We start from the raw sequence: 16,255 nt of genomic DNA, 5'->3' as shown, positions 1-16,255 counted from the left end.
GGGAGCACACCCGCAGCGGACAAGCCACGGACCGGGGGCATTAACCGGGATGCGACGGTTCTGCGTCGGTGGTTGTAGTGCGGTGGCCATTCAGCCCCAGCTTGGCCAGCAGTTGTACATCGGCATCCACATCGGGGTTGCCTGTTACCAGCAACTTGTCGCCATAAAAGATCGAGTTGGCCCCCGCCATGAAGCACAGCGCCTGCACGGCTTCGCCCATCTGCTGGCGCCCTGCGGACAGGCGCACCCGGGCGTTGGGCATGGTGATGCGGGCCACGGCGATCATGCGCACGAAATCGAACGGTTCGATGGGCTCGCTGTCAGCCAGAGGCGTGCCGGGCACCCGCACTAGGCTGTTGATGGGCACCGACTCGGGGTACGGCTGCAGATTGGCCAGCTGCGCAATCAGGCCTGCACGGTGTACGGGCGCCTCGCCCATGCCCACAATGCCGCCGCAGCACACACTGATACCGGCGCTGCGCACATGCTGCAGCGTGTCCAGCCGGTCCTGATACGCGCGGGTGCTGACCACATCGGTGTAGTACTCGGGAGCGGTGTCCAGGTTGTGGTTGTAGTAGTCGAGCCCCGCATCCTTCAACGCGAGCGCCTGGTGTGATTCGAGCATGCCCAGCGTGGCGCAGGTCTGCAGGCCCAGGCCTTTCACAGCGCCGATCAGGGCGCTGACTTTTTCAATGTCGCGGTCCTTGGGCGCACGCCAGGCGGCGCCCATGCAAAAGCGGGTGGCACCGGCGTCCTTGGCAGCCTGGGCGGCACGCACCACCTCTTCCACCTCCATGAGTTTCTCGGCCTTCACACCGGTGTCGAACTCGGCCGCCTGGGGGCAGTAGCCGCAGTTTTCGGGGCAGCCGCCGGTCTTGACCGACAGCAGCGTGGCCAGCTCGATGTCGCCCGCTGGCCAATGCTGGCGGTGTACGGTCTGGGCTTCAAAAAGGAGGTCCATCAAGGGCTTGTCGAGCAAGGCCTGGATCGCGTCCACCGACCAGGGGCCTTGCTGCGCCACAGAGGCTGCCGGGCGGCGATGCAGTTGTACGGGTTGAGCAGCGGCTGGCGCCAGCGTTGTCGTCATGTGATTGATTCCCTTCAAGACACAACATCTGCCACGCCCGAGTGCGCATTGCGCATTGCGCATTGCGCATTGCGCATTGCGCAGACCTCGGGTGGCGGTCTCACCAGAGGCCGCGCTGGGTCGATGTTGCTGGTAACTAAAACTCAACGCGCCACTTTGACCTGAGTGGGTGACTGGCGGAGCGCTGCTGCGGTGGCCGGATTCTGATGCAGGAATCGGTGCAAATGCACGCCAAAGGGTCACAAAAAGTGCCAACCAAAACGCTGCAATAACACCCACCAATCGCCCGAATTTTTGCCCGCAGAAGCCCGCGCATTGGCCGCAATTGCCGGGCTTTGCGTGCACAAAAGTGGACGGAGTTTCTTGCTGCGGTTAACCACAAGCATTTGTTGGCAAACCGTTGGCAACCCGCAGTCGAAGGCTCAGAAGATCACGGGTATTAGCGACGCAGATGCCTGCAAAAAGACGGCCGGAAGACGAAAATTAACGGGGAATGCCCGATCGCGGCCGCGGCAAGACCCTGACGCACCCAGACAGATGCCACTGCCAGGCAAAGGTTCTGGCGCATCGGCACCAACCCGCAACGACGACAGCCGCAGGCGTCAACAGCGGTGCCCGCGCCGGGCTTTCGCCACAAGGCCCCTAGAGAAGAGAGAGAGAGGAAAAATACGGCCCACAAAAAGCATGTGGCGGCCGTCCAAAAGCATAACGAGGCACATGAGGTCTTGCGCGAGACCCGTGCCAACCGGCAACCGGCGCTATCGGTCCAACAGGGCTTCCAGGGATTGCTGGATGGCGGTGGATTTGTCGCCCGCTTCAAATGCGGCGCAGGTTTCGGCGTACACCCGCTCACGACCCCGCGCACCGACCGTGGCGTAGGCCTTGGCGCAATCGCAACGCAAGGCCGCCAGCGTCTGTCGCGTCTGGCGGTTTTTCACTTGGGCGACCCAGCAGGCATCGGCGCAACCGCAGGATCGGTATTCGAGCACCTCACCGGGGCGCGACCAGCCAAGGGGATAGCTGCCCGTGCCGCCGCCTGCCTGGGCCCCACGGGGCGCGATGGCCCCGGCGCAACCCAATGCGGCGATTACCAGGCCGCAGAAAAGGCGCTGTATGGGCGCTTGCACAGGGGCCTGTTGGGCCGGGCTCAGCCCAATGCCGCAATCACGTCTGCGGGCGCCTGCACCAGTTCAATCAGCACGCCCTCCCCCGCGATCGGAAACTCGTCATTGCTCTTGGGGTGCAAGAAAGTGATGTCAAAACCCGCCGCACCCTTGCGGATGCCACCCGGTGCAAAGCGCACGCCTTTGGCCGTGAGCCACTCGACCGCCTTGGGCAGATCGTCGATCCACAGCCCGATGTGGTTGAGCGGCGTGGTGTGCACGGCGGGTTTTTTGTCGATGTCCAGCGGCTGCATGATGTCCACCTCGACCTTGAAGGCGCCCTTGCCCATGGCCAGGATGTCTTCGTCCACGTTTTCGCGCTCGCTCTGGAAGGTGCCGGTCTGTTCCAGGCCCAGCATGTCCACCCACAAGGTTTTCATGCGCTGTTTGTCGGTGCCGCCAATGGCGACCTGCTGGATGCCCAGGACCCTGAACGGACGATTGTTGCTGGCTGTCATGGAAGTCACTCTCCGCGCTCTACACACTCATTCACTATAAATTTGATAGCTTTAGGCGCACATAGCACCTGCGCTATCGGCCTAAACTACATAAAACACCCCATCGAAGACGAGACAGGGCGCCAGGGCCCTTTAGCGTCCATCGTCCGGGGCGCAAGGTCAGACAAACTCCAGAATCACCTGGTCCACCGCCAGCGACTCGCCCTTGCCCGCCAGCACCTTGCCCACCACACCGTCCTGAGCTGCAAAGAGGATGTTCTCCATCTTCATGGCTTCGATCACGGCCAGCTTTTCACCGGCTTGCACCTTCTGGCCGGGCTGCACCGCCACATCGACCAGCAAGCCAGGCATGGGCGAGAGCAGGAACTTGGACAGATCCGGCGGCGCCTTGAACGGCATGAGCTTGTGCAACTTGGCGCCCAGCGGCGACAGCACCAGCGCATCGATCTGCGTGCCGTTGTGCGCAATGCGCAGCGCCAGCGGGTTCTTGCCCACGCCACGCTCCACCTGGGCCGTGAAGCCCTGGCCGTTGCAAGCGCCCTGCACGCGGATCTGGCCCAGCGTGGCGTTACTACTGATTTGATAGCTGGTACCGCTTACAGATACGGCGCTAGAGCCCGATTTGTCTTCAAAGTCAGACACCGTCACCTCGTGGTGCTGGTTCTGGCCCTCGGCGCCCAGCGTGACCACCACAAACTGCTCGCCCACCTTCACCTCGTGCCCGGCCAGTTGCCCGCTGATGCCCGAAGCGCGGGCGCGGTAGCGGCGGTTCATGTACGCAGCCAGCGCCACCAAAAACATCGGATCGCTGTGCGGCACATCTTCGGCGTGGAAGCCCTTGCCGTAGTTCTCGGCAATGAAGCCGGTGTTGAAGTCGCCCGTCACAAACTTGGGGTGCGCCAGCAGCGCAGCCTGGAACGGGATGTTGCTGCTGATGCCGCGAATCACAAACCCGTTGAGCGCCGCGCGCATCTTGGCAATCGCATCGTTGCGGTCGGTGCCGTGCACGATGAGCTTGGCGATCATCGAGTCGTAATACATGGGGATCTCGCCGCCTTCGTACACACCCGTGTCCACCCGCACGCCCAGCTTCTTGGTCGTATCGGACTGGAACATGGATTCCTCGGGTGGCGCAAAGCGCACCAGGCGGCCGGTGGATGGCAAAAAGTTGCGGAACGGGTCTTCGGCGTTGATGCGGCACTCAATGGCCCAGCCGTCACGCTTCACATCGGCTTGCGTGAGCGGCAGCTTCTCGCCCGCCGCCACGCGGATCATCAGCTCCACCAAATCCAGGCCGGTGATGCATTCCGTCACCGGGTGCTCCACCTGCAGGCGGGTGTTCATCTCCAGAAAGTAGAAGTCCTGGTCCTTGCCGACCACAAACTCCACCGTGCCGGCTGATTGGTACTTCACGGCCTTGGCCAGCTGCACGGCCTGCTCGCCCATCGCCTTACGCGTGGCATCTGAGATGAAAGGCGATGGCGCCTCTTCGATCACCTTCTGGTGACGGCGCTGGATGGAGCACTCGCGCTCGTTCAGATAGATCACGTTGCCATGGCTATCGCCCAGCACCTGGATCTCGATGTGGCGCGGCTCCTGCACAAACTTCTCGATGAAGATGCGGTCGTCGCCAAAGCTGTTGCGGGCTTCGTTCTGGCAGCTGGTGAAACCTTCAAACGCTTCCTTGTCGTTGAACGCCACACGCAGGCCCTTGCCACCACCGCCGGCCGACGCCTTGATCATCACGGGGTAGCCAATGCCCTTGGCGATTTCCACCGCCTGCTCGGGGCCTGCAATCGCGTCGTTGTAGCCGGGGATGGTGTTGACCTTGGCTTCGTTTGCCAGCTTCTTGGACGCAATCTTGTCGCCCATGGCCGCAATCGAAAACGCTTTGGGGCCGATGAAGGCAATGCCTTCGTCTTCGCAGCGCTTGGCAAAGGCTTCGTTTTCGGAGAGGAAGCCATAGCCGGGGTGCACGGCCTGCGCGCCGGTCTGTTTGCAGGCGGCAATGATTTTGTCGGCCAGCAGGTACGACTCGCGGCTGGGCGCAGCGCCAATGTGCACAGCCTCGTCGGCCAGCTTCACGTGGCGGGCTTCCTTGTCGGCGTCCGAGTAGACGGCGACGGTTTGGATGCCCATCTTGCGGGCGGTGGCGATAACGCGGCAAGCAATCTCGCCTCGGTTCGCAATCAAAATTTTGGTGAACATGTTGTGTCTCTTTCCAAGGGCTCTTACCCGAAACGTGTTGGGTTAGGTGCTGGCACAGCCCAGCGAAGCGGTTGGGGCTAGGCGCCGGACCGCAGGCAGTAGCAGCGCTACGACAAGGTCTGGCAACGACGCCCCAAGGGCTGTGGCAGTGCCGCTCAAAGGGGAATGTTGCCGTGCTTGCGCCAGGGGTTCTCCAGCTTCTTGTCCCGCAGCATCACCAGCGAGCGGCAGATGCGCTTGCGTGTCTCGTGCGGCAGGATCACATCGTCGATAAACCCGCGCGCACTGGCCACAAACGGGTTGGCAAAGCGCTCTTTGTATTCCGCCTCACGCGCAGCCAGCTTGACGGGGTCGTTCTTGTCTTCGCGGAAGATGATTTCCACCGCGCCCTTGGCGCCCATCACGGCGATTTCGGCGTTGGGCCAGGCCAGGTTCACGTCGCCGCGCAGGTGCTTGGAGCTCATCACGTCGTACGCGCCGCCGTAGGCCTTGCGGGTAATGACGGTGATCTTGGGCACGGTGCACTCTGCGTACGCGTACAGCAGCTTGGCGCCATGCTTGATGATGCCGCCGTACTCTTGCGAGGTGCCGGGCATGAAGCCGGGCACATCGACAAAGGTGATGACGGGGATGTTGAACGCATCACAAAAGCGCACAAAACGCGCCGCCTTGATGCTGGACTTGATGTCCAGGCAACCCGCCAGCACCAGCGGCTGGTTGGCCACGATGCCCACGGTCTGGCCTTCCATGCGGGCAAAGCCGATGACGATGTTCTTGGCGTATTCGGGCTGCAGCTCAAAGAAGTCGCCGTCGTCCACGGTTTTGACGATCAGCTCCTTCATGTCGTAGGGCTGGTTGGCGTTGGCGGGCACCAGGGTGTCCAGGCTCAGGTCCATGCGGTCGGCCGGGTCGTTGCTGGGGCGCACCGGGGCTTTTTCGCGGTTGTTGAGCGGCAGGTAGTTGTACAGGCGGCGCAGCATCATCAGCGCCTCCACGTCGTTCTCGAAGGCCATGTCGGCCACACCGCTCTTGGTGGTGTGGGTGATGGCGCCGCCCAGCTCCTCGGCCGTGACTTCTTCGTGCGTCACGGTTTTGACCACGTCGGGGCCGGTCACGAACATGTACGAACTGTCCTTCACCATGAAGATGAAGTCCGTCATGGCGGGCGAATACACGGCGCCACCGGCGCTGGGGCCCATGATCATGCTGATCTGGGGGACCACGCCGCTGGCCAGCACGTTCTTCTGGAACACATCGGCATAGCCGCCCAGGCTGGCCACACCTTCCTGAATGCGCGCGCCGCCCGAGTCGTTGAGGCCGATGACCGGTGCGCCCACCTTCATGGCCTGGTCCATCACCTTGCAGATTTTCTCAGCATGGGTTTCGCTCAAGGCACCGCCGAACACCGTGAAGTCCTGGCTGAACACGAACACCAGGCGGCCGTTGATCATGCCGTAGCCTGTGACCACGCCGTCGCCGGGGATCTTGTTGTCCTCCATGCCGAAGTCGGTGCAGCGGTGCTCGACAAACATGTCCCATTCTTCGAACGTGCCGTCGTCCAGCAGCAGCTCAATGCGCTCGCGCGCGGTGAGCTTGCCCTTGGCGTGCTGCGCATCAATGCGCTTTTGCCCGCCGCCCAGGCGTGCCAGGGCACGCTTTTTCTCCAGTTGTTCCAGGATGTCTTGCATGGTCGTCCTTTGGTGAATCGGTTGGTGTTTACTATTTATTTGATAGCTGCTTGCGCTTGACTGGCTTGCGCTAGCAGCAAATTTCTTGCAGCAGTGGACGCCGCGATGCGCCCTGCGGCCACGTCAGCCTGCAACTGGGGCAGCAGTTCCTTGACCTGTGGGTGCTGGCGAAACGCGAGCTTGAGGCCCGCGTCGATGCGCTCCCACATCCAGGCGAGCGACTGCTTTTCGCGGCGCAAGGCCAGCCGGCCGTTGGCGGTCTGCATCTCGCGGAACAGCGTTACAGCGGCCCAGAATGCATCCACGCCCTGTCCCAGAAGCGCACTGATCTGCAGCACGCGCGGCTGCCACAGCGCGCCATGCGTGGCGTGGTCGGGGTTGCCATGCATGCCCAGCAGGCGCAGGCTGGAAGTGATTTGCGCCTCGGCCCGCGTGGCGGCGTTCTTGTCGATGTCGGCCTTGTTGATGACCACCAGGTCGGCAATCTCCATCACGCCCTTCTTGATGGCCTGCAGGTCGTCGCCCGCGTTGGGCAGCTGCATCAACGCGAACATGTCCGTCATACCCGCCACCGCAATCTCGCTCTGGCCTACGCCCACGGTTTCGACGATGACCACGTCGTAGCCTGCGGCCTCGCAGACCAGCATGGCCTCGCGGGTTTTTTCTGCCACGCCGCCCAGCGTGCCGCTCGATGGGCTGGGTCGGATGTAGGCTTTCTCGTGCACCGACAAGTGCTCCATGCGCGTCTTGTCGCCCAGGATGGAGCCACCCGACACCGTACTCGACGGGTCGATGGTGAGCACCGCCACACGATGGCCCAGGCCGATCAGGTGCAGGCCCAGCGCTTCGATGAACGTGGATTTGCCCACGCCCGGCACACCACTGATACCGAGGCGAAACGCCTTGCCGGTGTGCGGCAGCAGCTGCGTGAGCAACGCGTCACCTTGCGCACGGTGGTCCGGCCGCGTCGATTCCAGCAGGGTGATGGCTTTGGATAGGGCGCGGCGCTGCACGGCAGGATTGCCATGCAACATGCCCTCCAACAACGCGCCTGGGGTCACGCCACCGCCTTGCGAATCTGCTCCAGCACGTCCTTGGCGCTGGCCGGAATCGGCGTACCGGGGCCGTAGATGCCCTTCACGCCCGCTTCGTACAGGTGCTCATAGTCCTGCGCCGGAATCACGCCACCCACAAACACAATGATGTCGTCCGCGCCCTGGTCCTTGAGGGACTGGATGATGGCGGGCACCAGCGTCTTGTGGCCGGCGGCCAGCGTGCTCACGCCCACGGCGTGCACGTCGTTCTCAATCGCCTGGCGGGCGCATTCCTCGGGCGTCTGGAACAGCGGGCCCATGTCCACATCAAACCCCAGGTCGGCGAAGGCCGTAGCCACCACTTTGGCGCCCCGGTCGTGGCCGTCCTGGCCCAGTTTGGCGATCATGACCCGGGGGCGTCGGCCCTGGTCTTCGGCAAAGGCGTTGATCTCGGTCTTGAGTTTGTCCCAGCCTTCGGCCGAGTCATAGGCGGCTGCATACACACCGGTCACCTTTTGCGTATCGGCGCGGTGGCGCCCGTAGATTTTTTCGAGCGCATCCGACACTTCACCCACCGTGGCGCGCAGGCGCACGGCCTTGATGGCCAGGTCGAGCAGGTTGCCGCTGCCGTCTTCTGCTGCAGAAGTGAGCGCATCGAGCGCTTGCTGCACAAGCGCTGGGTCGCGTTTCGCCCTGATATTTTTCAGGCGTTCGATCTGGCCGTCGCGCACCTTGACGTTGTCGATCTGCAGGATGTCGACCGGGTCTTCCTTGGCCAGCTTGTACTTATTGACGCCGACGATCACGTCCTTGCCGCTATCGATGCGCGCCTGCTTCTCGGCGGCGGCGGCCTCAATCTTGAGCTTGGCCCAGCCGCTGTCCACGGCCTGGGTCATGCCGCCCATGGCCTCGACTTCTTCGATGATCTTCCAGGCGGCATCCATCATGTCCTGGGTCAGCTTTTCCATCATGTAGCTGCCGGCCCAGGGGTCGACCACGTTGGTGATGTGTGTCTCTTCCTGAATGATGAGCTGTGTGTTGCGCGCAATGCGCGAGCTGAACTCGGTGGGCAGCGCAATGGCTTCATCGAGCGCGTTGGTGTGCAGGCTTTGCGTGCCGCCAAACACAGCCGCCATGGCTTCGATGGTGGTGCGCACGATGTTGTTGTAGGGGTCTTGCTCAGTCAGCGACCAGCCCGAGGTCTGGCAGTGGGTGCGCAGCATCAGGCTCTTGGGGTTTTTGGCCCCGGTTTCCTTCATGATGCGGCACCACAGCAGGCGGGCGGCGCGCATCTTAGCCACTTCAAGATAGAAGTTCATGCCAATCGCCCAGAAGAACGACAGGCGCGGTGCGAACTCGTCCACGTCCAGGCCGGAGGCGATGGCCGTCTTCACATATTCCTTGCCGTCGGCCAGCGTAAAGGCCAGCTCCAGCGCCTGGTTGGCGCCGGCTTCCTGCATGTGGTAGCCCGAGATCGAGATCGAGTTGAACTTGGGCATGTTCCTGGCCGTGTAGCCAATGATGTCGCCAATGATCCGCATCGAGGGCTTGGGCGGGTAGATGTAGGTGTTGCGCACCATGAACTCTTTCAGAATGTCGTTCTGAATCGTTCCGGAGAGCTTGTCCTGGCTCACGCCCTGCTCTTCTGCCGCCACCACGTAGCCGGCCAGCACGGGCAGCACCGCGCCGTTCATGGTCATCGAAACGCTGACCTTGTCGAGCGGGATCTGGTCGAACAGGATCTTCATGTCTTCGACCGAATCGATCGCCACGCCGGCCTTGCCCACGTCGCCCGTCACACGCGGGTGGTCCGAGTCGTAGCCCCGGTGGGTGGCGAGGTCAAACGCCACCGACACGCCCTGCCCACCTGCGGCCAAGGCCTTGCGGTAGAAAGCGTTGGACTCTTCGGCGGTTGAAAAGCCTGCGTATTGGCGAATCGTCCAGGGCCGCACGGCGTACATGGTGGCCTGCGGGCCGCGCAGGTAGGGCTCGAAGCCCGGCAAGGTGTTGGCGTACGGCAGGCTGGCCGTGTCTTCGGCGGTGTACAGCGGCTTGACGGTGATGCCGTCTGGCGTGACCCAGTTCAGGGCATTCACATCGCCACCGGGGGCCGACTTGGCGGCCGCCTTGGCCCATGCTTCCAAGGAAGACGCAGCGAACTCGGGGGCGTTGTTGTGGGGGGTGTCACTCATGGCGAGGGCTTCTCCGAAGATGGCGTTGGACGGTCTCAGGGCATGCCCCGATGTGGTGGCGAGTTTACATCATTTATAATTATTGATTCAAAATATTATTGCCCGCTTACAATCCACCCATGTCTGCCCTCACCCTCACTCCCCGCGCGCTCTATGAAGAAGTGGCCGAGCAATTGCGCCAGCGCATCTTCCGCCGCGAGCTGGAGCCCGGTAGCTGGATCGACGAATTGAAGATTGCCGAGGAGTTCGGTATCAGCCGCACCCCCCTGCGCGAGGCGCTGAAGGTGCTGGCGGCCGAAGGCCTGGTCACGATGAAGGTGCGCCGTGGCGCCTATGTGACCGAAATGAGCGAAAAAGACCTGCGCGACGTGTACCACCTGCTCAGCCTGCTGGAGAGCGACGCGGCAGGCGTGGTGGCCACCACCGCCACCCCACAACAACTGAAAGAGCTGCAGGACCTGCACGCCGAACTGGAAGCCGCCGCAGCCGAGCGCGAGCGGTTTTTTGCGGTGAACGAGCGGTTTCACATGCTGCTGCTGGAGCTGGCCGACAACCGCTGGCGCAGTCAGATGGTGGCCGACCTGCGCAAAGTGATGAAACTCAACCGCCACAACTCGCTACTCAAGCAGGGGCGCATTGAAGACTCGCTGAACGAGCACCGCGCCATCCTGGCTGGCATGGTGGCGCGCGATGGCAAGGCCACCGTGAAGGCCATGCAAGCGCATTTTGCGCAGGGACTGGAAGCGGCGACTCCGGATTGAGCCGCTCGCCAAGGAAGCCTTTTGATTTTGGATCGTTTGCGCTTTGACCCCCAAAGCGCAGCCTGTCAAATAGGCACGTACTTCATTTCCCTGTTTTTAGCGACCCTTCATCCACCCGGTGCAAGGCTCTTTCTCCACTGCGCCCGGTGCGCTTGCGCAGATCAGCGCGAGTCGCTCCTTCATTAGTTTCAAAGTAGCCGGGTCGTTGCCAGCCTTTGTCAGCCATTGAATGCCCTCTGTTCGGTTTTCAGTGACCCCAATCCCGGCCAGTTGCATGAAGCCATAGTCCATCTGGGCTTTGCTGTGATTTTTCTGCGCTGCCTTCAGAACCCACTGGCCCGCAAGAGCAAAATCCTTGGGGACGCCGCCAGTGCCTTGGGCGTAGATGGCTCCCAGGTTGTACTGTGCTGACGCATAGCCCATGTGCGCAGATTTCTCGTACCAGCCAATGGCCTTTTCCATATCTTGGGGAAAGTCATCACGCCCCGTTGCATAGATATGCCCCAGGTTGAATGCAGCCACCGCATCTCTTTCTTTTGCCAGCTCCTCCAGTAGCGCCGTGGCTTTGTGAATATTTCGGGGCACACCCCGTCCTTCTTCGTAAAAATTGGACAAATTAAACTTGGCTGCAGAGACCCCGGCTGCTGACGCTTGCTCAAACCACTTGACTGCCAACCTGTCGTTGCGGCCGCCTCCCCTCCCCTCCGCGTAAAAGCCCGCCAAATTGTTCTGCGCTGCGGCATCCCCGGTGTGAGCAGCAATGAGGTACCACATCTTCGCCAGCACATAGTTTTCGGCTTTTTGGGCACGGTTTCCATAACGTGTCGCATTGCTCCAAGCAAAGAAGACCAGAGCCAGCAACAGTGCGGCCAAAAGAATATTCAGAATTTTTGGACGGTTCATTTTCATAGGCTCCCCTTGTACTTCTGCAATGGTGAATGGCCATCCCGCGCCCCGGCAAAGGCAAGGCCGCATCCCCATGGAGAAAATTCTAAAGGTGGGGTGGTGTTTCGGACTGCGACAGTGCCTGCCAAGTGGCGCGCGCACTCACCATTGCGCAAACAGGAACACACCATTTCTGACAAACCACGCAAACCGCGAGCGTGGGATTGCGCTGGTGCTGGATATGATTCCCAGGCTTTTTCGAGACACTGCGCAAGCTGCTTCGCGCGACCCTTACAGAGTTTGATGACCCCCTCCCCTCCCGATATCGCCAGCGTCCAGACGCTGCCCCAGCTTCTCGCCTACCGCGCCGCCCGCACCCCGGATTCGGAGGCCTATCGCGCCTTTGATCCACACACCCACACCTGGGTCAGCCTGACCTGGGCCGACACTACGCGGCGTGTTGACGCCTGGACACAAGCGCTGCTGGCCCTGCAGTTGCCTGCTGCGGCGCGCGTGGCCATCTTGCTGCCCAACGGGCTCAACGCCATGTGTGCCGACCAGTCCACGCTGGCCACGGGCTGTGTGCCTGTGCCCCTGCATGCGATCGACAACCCTGGCAGCATTGCCTACATCCTGGCCGACTGCGAAGCCTCGATGCTCATCCTGGGCCAGGCCGAGCAGTGGGAGAAGATCCGGGCCGTGGGCACACCGTTCCCGGCCTTGCGCGCAGTGGTCATCACCGACGACGACACATCGACGTTCAAAGCCACGGCAGGTTCTGGCGACGAGCCTGCTGTGGGTTCGCTGGCGCAGTGGCTTGCGGGTGCAGCGCACGCCGGCAGTGCCCCCACGCCCCAGGCGCCGCAGGCGGATGACCTGGCCGCCATCGTCTACACCTCGGGTACCACCGGCAAACCCAAAGGGGTGATGCTGACGCACCGCAATGTGGTCAGCGACGTGAAGGCGTCGCTCGACCGCATCGCGCCCACGCTGGACGATGTGTTCCTGTCATTCCTGCCGCTGTCGCACACCTTTGAGCGCACGGGCGGTTACTACCTGCCCATTGCCGCAGGCAGCTGCGTGGCCTATGCACGGTCGGTCCCTTTGCTGGCCGAAGATCTGAAAACCGTGCGTCCGACGGTGTTGGTGTCGGTGCCCCGCATCTACGAACGCATCCACGCCAAGCTGCTCGAAAAACTATCCCCCACGCCCTGGAAGATGCAGCTGTATGAAGCGGCGCAAAACAAGGGCTGGGCGCGCTTTTGTGCCGCCCAGGGCCTGCCTGCTCCCACACCAGACGACAGCAGCCGGGCCGCCGGCTGGATGGCGGCCCTGCCTTGGCCGGTATTGCGGGCCTTGGTGGCCCAGCCGCTGCTGGCGCAATTTGGTGGCCGCGTACGCGTCGCCGTGAGCGGTGGCGCCCCGCTGTCGCCCACCATCGCCAAGTGCTTTCTGGGCCTGGGCCTGCCCCTGGTGCAAGGCTACGGCATGACCGAGACGGCCCCCGTGGTAGCGGTCAACGCACTGAGCGACAACGATCCCGCTTGCGTGGGCAAGGCCCTGTCGGGCGTGGAGGTGCGCATTGGCGACAACCGCGAGCTGCAGGTGCGCGGCCCCATCGTGATGAAGGGCTACTGGAAACGCCCCGAAGACACCGCCAAGATCCTGAGCGCCGACGGCTGGTTGGGCACGGGTGACCAAGCTGACATCGTGAACGGCCGCATTTACATCCGAGGGCGTATCAAGGAAATCATCGTTACTTCAACCGGTGAAAAGATCCCGCCCGGCGACCTGGAACTGGCCTTGCTGGCCGATCCGCTGTTGGAGCAAGCCTTTGTGGTGGGCGAAAACCGCCCCTTCATCGCCTGTGTGGCGGTTCTCAAGACCGACGAATGGCAGCGCCTGGCCGCTGACCTGGGCCTGAACCCGCAAGCGGCCGACAGCCTGAACCAACCCAGCGTGCACCGCGCCGTGCTGGCCCGCATCGAGAAGAACACCGCCAGCTTTGCCCGTTATGCTGTCCCACGCGCCATTCACCTGACACTCGAACCGTGGACGATTGAAAACACCTTCATGACCCCCACGCTCAAGCTCAAGCGCAACAACCTGATGACGTTTTTTGCGCAGCCCATCGAGGGGATGTACCAAAAGCCTGGGGGCCGCTGAGCCAGGGCCCTGCAGGGGTCGATGCGGCACGGCCCTGTCGTCAATGCACCGACGCTTCGTCCCCGGCGTAGGCCACCCCAAACCGGTTCGCCAGGAAGTCCGCCAGCGCCACGGACTCCTGGCCCACGAAGCCGCGCTGCGGCAAACGCCCGTCAGCCACCAGGTCCAGCGCCGTGCAGATACCCGCCGCTGTGGTGAGCTGAATGGCGCTCAACCGGTGCCCCGCCAGCTCGGTGCCCACGATGTGCGCCGAGTAAGACTCCTGCACCAGCCGTCCGCCTTTCAGACCCGAAGCGGTGGCAAACACCACGATCACATCCTGGTCCGTGGTGGGGATGGCCGTTTCCAGAATGTCCTTGAGCAGATCGCGCCGGTCGCGCAGGCGCAGGTCGTTGAGCAGCAGTTTCAGGATCGCGTTGTGGCCGGGGTAGCGGATGGACTGGTAATCCACCTGCCGCGCCTTGCCCGCCAGCGTTTCGGTGAGCGTGCCCAGGCCGCCCGAGGTATTGAAGGCCTCGTACTCCACGCCATCGAGCGCAAAGGTCTCCAGCCCCTCCAGCGCGGGCACGGTGGTGCGCACCCCGTCCACTATCGCCTCGCAGGGGTTGCAGTATTCGTTGATGAGGCCTTCGGTGCTCCAGGTCAGGTTGTAGCGCAGCGCGCCTTGCGGATAACGCGGCAGCGCACCCACGCGCATGCGCAGCGAGTGCAGGGTGTCAAAACGCCGGGCCAGGTCGTGGCCCACGATGCCGATGAAGCCCGGTGCCAGGCCACATTGCGGCATGAGCACGCTGCGGGCGTTGGCCGCCAGTGCGCGAATGGCTTGGGTGCTTTGCACATCCTCCGTCAGATCAAAGTAGTGCACGCCTGCCGCCGCGCACAGGGTGGCCACGGGCACGGCGCAGTGAAACGGCAGAGCGTTGAGCACGGCAAAACGGCCACCGATGGCGGCTTGCAGGCTGGCGTTGTCCGTGGCCAGCCGGGTGGATACCCCCAAGGTGGCCACCTCTGCCAATCGCACCGGATCGCGGTCCACCACCAGGGTGTCGTAGTCGCCCGTTTGCTGCAGCAGCAGCGCCATGGCAAAGCCGATGTGGCCCGCGCCCAGGATGGTAATGGCGTGGCGGGTGGTGGTGTTGGAGGGGGTGGAAAGATGGGTCATGGCGGCGCTCCCGGTGGTGGTCACCGCGTGAAGCAGTGACAAGTGGTAGATGCCTTGATGCTAGGCAAGGAAGCTGCCAATGTGTAGCGTGAAAAACGTCAAAAATCACATTTTGTTTTGTCATTACGGCGAATATGATCGTCGCAGTGACTCTTGAGAACCTGCCCATGACCCAGCCCCTGGACGACACCGACCGCCAATTGCTCAGCCTGCTGCAGGCCAACGCCCGCGAGGGCACGGCCACACTGGCCCGCCAACTGGGGCTGGCCCGCACGACCGTGGTGGCGCGCATCGCGCGGCTGGAGCGCTCGGGCGTTGTGGCGGGGTATGGGGTGCGGCTGGGCGCTCGGCTGGATGCCAGCACCGTGCGCGCGTGGTGCTCCATCAGTGTGTTGCCCAAAACAGCGCCCACCGTGCTGCGCGCGCTGGAGGCCATGACCGAAGTTGAAGAGGTGTCCGCCGTGAGCGGGCCGTTTGACTACCTGGTGTTCTTGCGCTGCACCAGCCATGAACAACTCGACGCGCTGCTCGACAAGGTGGGCCAGCTCGACGGCGTGCACCAGACGCAGACCAGCATCGTGCTCAGCCGCAAGATCGATCGCCGGAGTGTGGGCGCGTGAGTGCCGCCCCATATTCACTCCATTTATGATAGCTACTAGCGCTTTATATAAAAGCGCTAGAGGCCAATTTCATCCAATTTTCAACCCCAAACTCAGGCCTCGAACTGCGTCGGATTCTTGCCCTGGATGGGCGCATAAAACGCCTTGATGCGCGCCATGTCGCCGTCCAGATCACCGGTCGGCTCAAACACCGGCCCCAGGCCACCCACCTTGCGGCCGTAGTCCACAAAGGCGAGCACGATGGGCACCCCCGCCTGCTGGGCGATGAAATAGAAACCCGTCTTCCAGTGCCGCGTTTTGCCCCGGGTGCCTTCGGGCGGCACGATGAGCTGCATGGGCCCGACCGCATTGCGCATGGCCTGGGCTGACATAGCGACCAGGTTGCTCGACTGCTCCCGGTTCACCGGAATGCCGCCCAGCCAACGCATCACGCCCCCAAACGGCGCCTTGAACAGGCTCTGCTTACCCATCCAGTACACCCGCAGCCGCAGCGAGAACGCCAGCATCAGCGTGTACGGCAGGTCCCAGTTGCTGGTGTGGGGCGCGGCAATCAACACGCTTTTGGCGGCATGGGCGGGCAAGACGCCCTCCACCCGCCAGCCAGTGATGTGCAAGGTGAAACGCGATAAAGCGCGCAGGAGCGTGTTGACTACCGGCGTGTCAAAAATGGTGTGGTGCATGGGAAGGCGGTGTACAGAACAGCCCGCAGGGCAAGACCGGGCGCTGCGCCAGTCGCCGCGCAGGCATCAAAAGCGCCGCAAGTATCGCCGATGGGGCCTATGCCCCACCTTGAGACAAGGCAAAGGACCTGCGCCGTCACGGCCGCCCAAG

The 16,255-nt window shown here is 62.8% G+C and carries 13 protein-coding genes; 3 read left to right on the top strand and 10 right to left on the bottom strand.

Annotation, left to right across the window (positions count from 1 at the left end):
* Window positions 1-40: 40 nt before the first annotated feature.
* The 7 genes from bioB to scpA form a co-directional block, all read right to left on the bottom strand.
* Window positions 41-1,087 (bottom strand): biotin synthase BioB, encoded by a 1,047-nt coding sequence (gene bioB / locus CLU85_RS11560; RefSeq protein WP_100410388.1) that lies wholly within the window; start codon window positions 1,085-1,087, stop codon window positions 41-43.
* Window positions 1,088-1,845: 758 nt separating this feature from the next.
* Window positions 1,846-2,214 carry a hypothetical protein gene (locus CLU85_RS11555; RefSeq protein WP_100410387.1) on the bottom strand — a complete coding sequence of 123 codons (369 nt, stop codon included), beginning with the start codon at window positions 2,212-2,214 and terminating at the stop codon, window positions 1,846-1,848.
* Between the two features lie 20 nt (window positions 2,215-2,234).
* A complete protein-coding gene (locus CLU85_RS11550; RefSeq protein ID WP_100410386.1) occupies window positions 2,235-2,708 on the bottom strand; it encodes a VOC family protein in 474 nt (157 codons plus the stop codon).
* A gap of 159 nt (window positions 2,709-2,867) precedes the next feature.
* Window positions 2,868-4,916 carry an acetyl/propionyl/methylcrotonyl-CoA carboxylase subunit alpha gene (locus CLU85_RS11545; RefSeq protein WP_100410385.1) on the bottom strand — a complete coding sequence of 683 codons (2,049 nt, stop codon included), beginning with the start codon at window positions 4,914-4,916 and terminating at the stop codon, window positions 2,868-2,870.
* Window positions 4,917-5,071: 155 nt separating this feature from the next.
* Window positions 5,072-6,604 (bottom strand): acyl-CoA carboxylase subunit beta, encoded by a 1,533-nt coding sequence (locus CLU85_RS11540; protein WP_100410384.1) that lies wholly within the window; start codon window positions 6,602-6,604, stop codon window positions 5,072-5,074.
* 35 nt (window positions 6,605-6,639) lie between these two features.
* Complete coding sequence (meaB, locus tag CLU85_RS11535; RefSeq protein WP_369858314.1) at window positions 6,640-7,638, bottom strand: methylmalonyl Co-A mutase-associated GTPase MeaB; 999 nt, start codon at window positions 7,636-7,638, stop codon at window positions 6,640-6,642.
* Window positions 7,639-7,661: 23 nt separating this feature from the next.
* Complete coding sequence (scpA, locus tag CLU85_RS11530) at window positions 7,662-9,830, bottom strand: methylmalonyl-CoA mutase (RefSeq protein WP_100410382.1); 2,169 nt, start codon at window positions 9,828-9,830, stop codon at window positions 7,662-7,664.
* A gap of 119 nt (window positions 9,831-9,949) precedes the next feature.
* Here scpA and CLU85_RS11525 point away from each other — a divergent pair, with 119 nt between their 5' ends.
* Window positions 9,950-10,591 (top strand): GntR family transcriptional regulator, encoded by a 642-nt coding sequence (locus tag CLU85_RS11525; RefSeq protein ID WP_100410381.1) that lies wholly within the window; start codon window positions 9,950-9,952, stop codon window positions 10,589-10,591.
* Between the two features lie 96 nt (window positions 10,592-10,687).
* Here the strand turns inward: CLU85_RS11525 and CLU85_RS11520 are convergent, their stop codons facing one another.
* Window positions 10,688-11,500: a tetratricopeptide repeat protein gene (locus CLU85_RS11520; protein ID WP_198509176.1), complete on the bottom strand. Its 813-nt coding sequence runs from the start codon at window positions 11,498-11,500 to the stop codon at window positions 10,688-10,690.
* Between the two features lie 279 nt (window positions 11,501-11,779).
* Here CLU85_RS11520 and CLU85_RS11515 point away from each other — a divergent pair, with 279 nt between their 5' ends.
* Window positions 11,780-13,642 carry a long-chain fatty acid--CoA ligase gene (locus tag CLU85_RS11515; RefSeq protein WP_100410379.1) on the top strand — a complete coding sequence of 621 codons (1,863 nt, stop codon included), beginning with the start codon at window positions 11,780-11,782 and terminating at the stop codon, window positions 13,640-13,642.
* Between the two features lie 40 nt (window positions 13,643-13,682).
* Here the strand turns inward: CLU85_RS11515 and CLU85_RS11510 are convergent, their stop codons facing one another.
* Entirely contained in the window at window positions 13,683-14,804 is a 1,122-nt protein-coding gene (locus CLU85_RS11510) for a saccharopine dehydrogenase family protein (protein ID WP_100412497.1), read from the bottom strand.
* Between the two features lie 167 nt (window positions 14,805-14,971).
* Here CLU85_RS11510 and CLU85_RS11505 point away from each other — a divergent pair, with 167 nt between their 5' ends.
* Window positions 14,972-15,424 (top strand): Lrp/AsnC family transcriptional regulator, encoded by a 453-nt coding sequence (locus CLU85_RS11505; RefSeq protein WP_100410378.1) that lies wholly within the window; start codon window positions 14,972-14,974, stop codon window positions 15,422-15,424.
* Between the two features lie 92 nt (window positions 15,425-15,516).
* Here CLU85_RS11505 and CLU85_RS11500 read toward each other — a convergent pair whose 3' ends face one another.
* Window positions 15,517-16,104, bottom strand: coding sequence for a lysophospholipid acyltransferase family protein (locus tag CLU85_RS11500; protein ID WP_100410377.1), 588 nt, complete (start codon window positions 16,102-16,104; stop codon window positions 15,517-15,519).
* Window positions 16,105-16,255: the final 151 nt, after the last annotated feature.

This window comes from Acidovorax sp. 69 (assembly GCF_002797445.1).
GTDB lineage: Bacteria > Pseudomonadota > Gammaproteobacteria > Burkholderiales > Burkholderiaceae_C > Acidovorax.
Note: the sequence above shows the minus strand (reverse complement) of the source record. Positions and strands in the feature narration are given on the sequence as shown.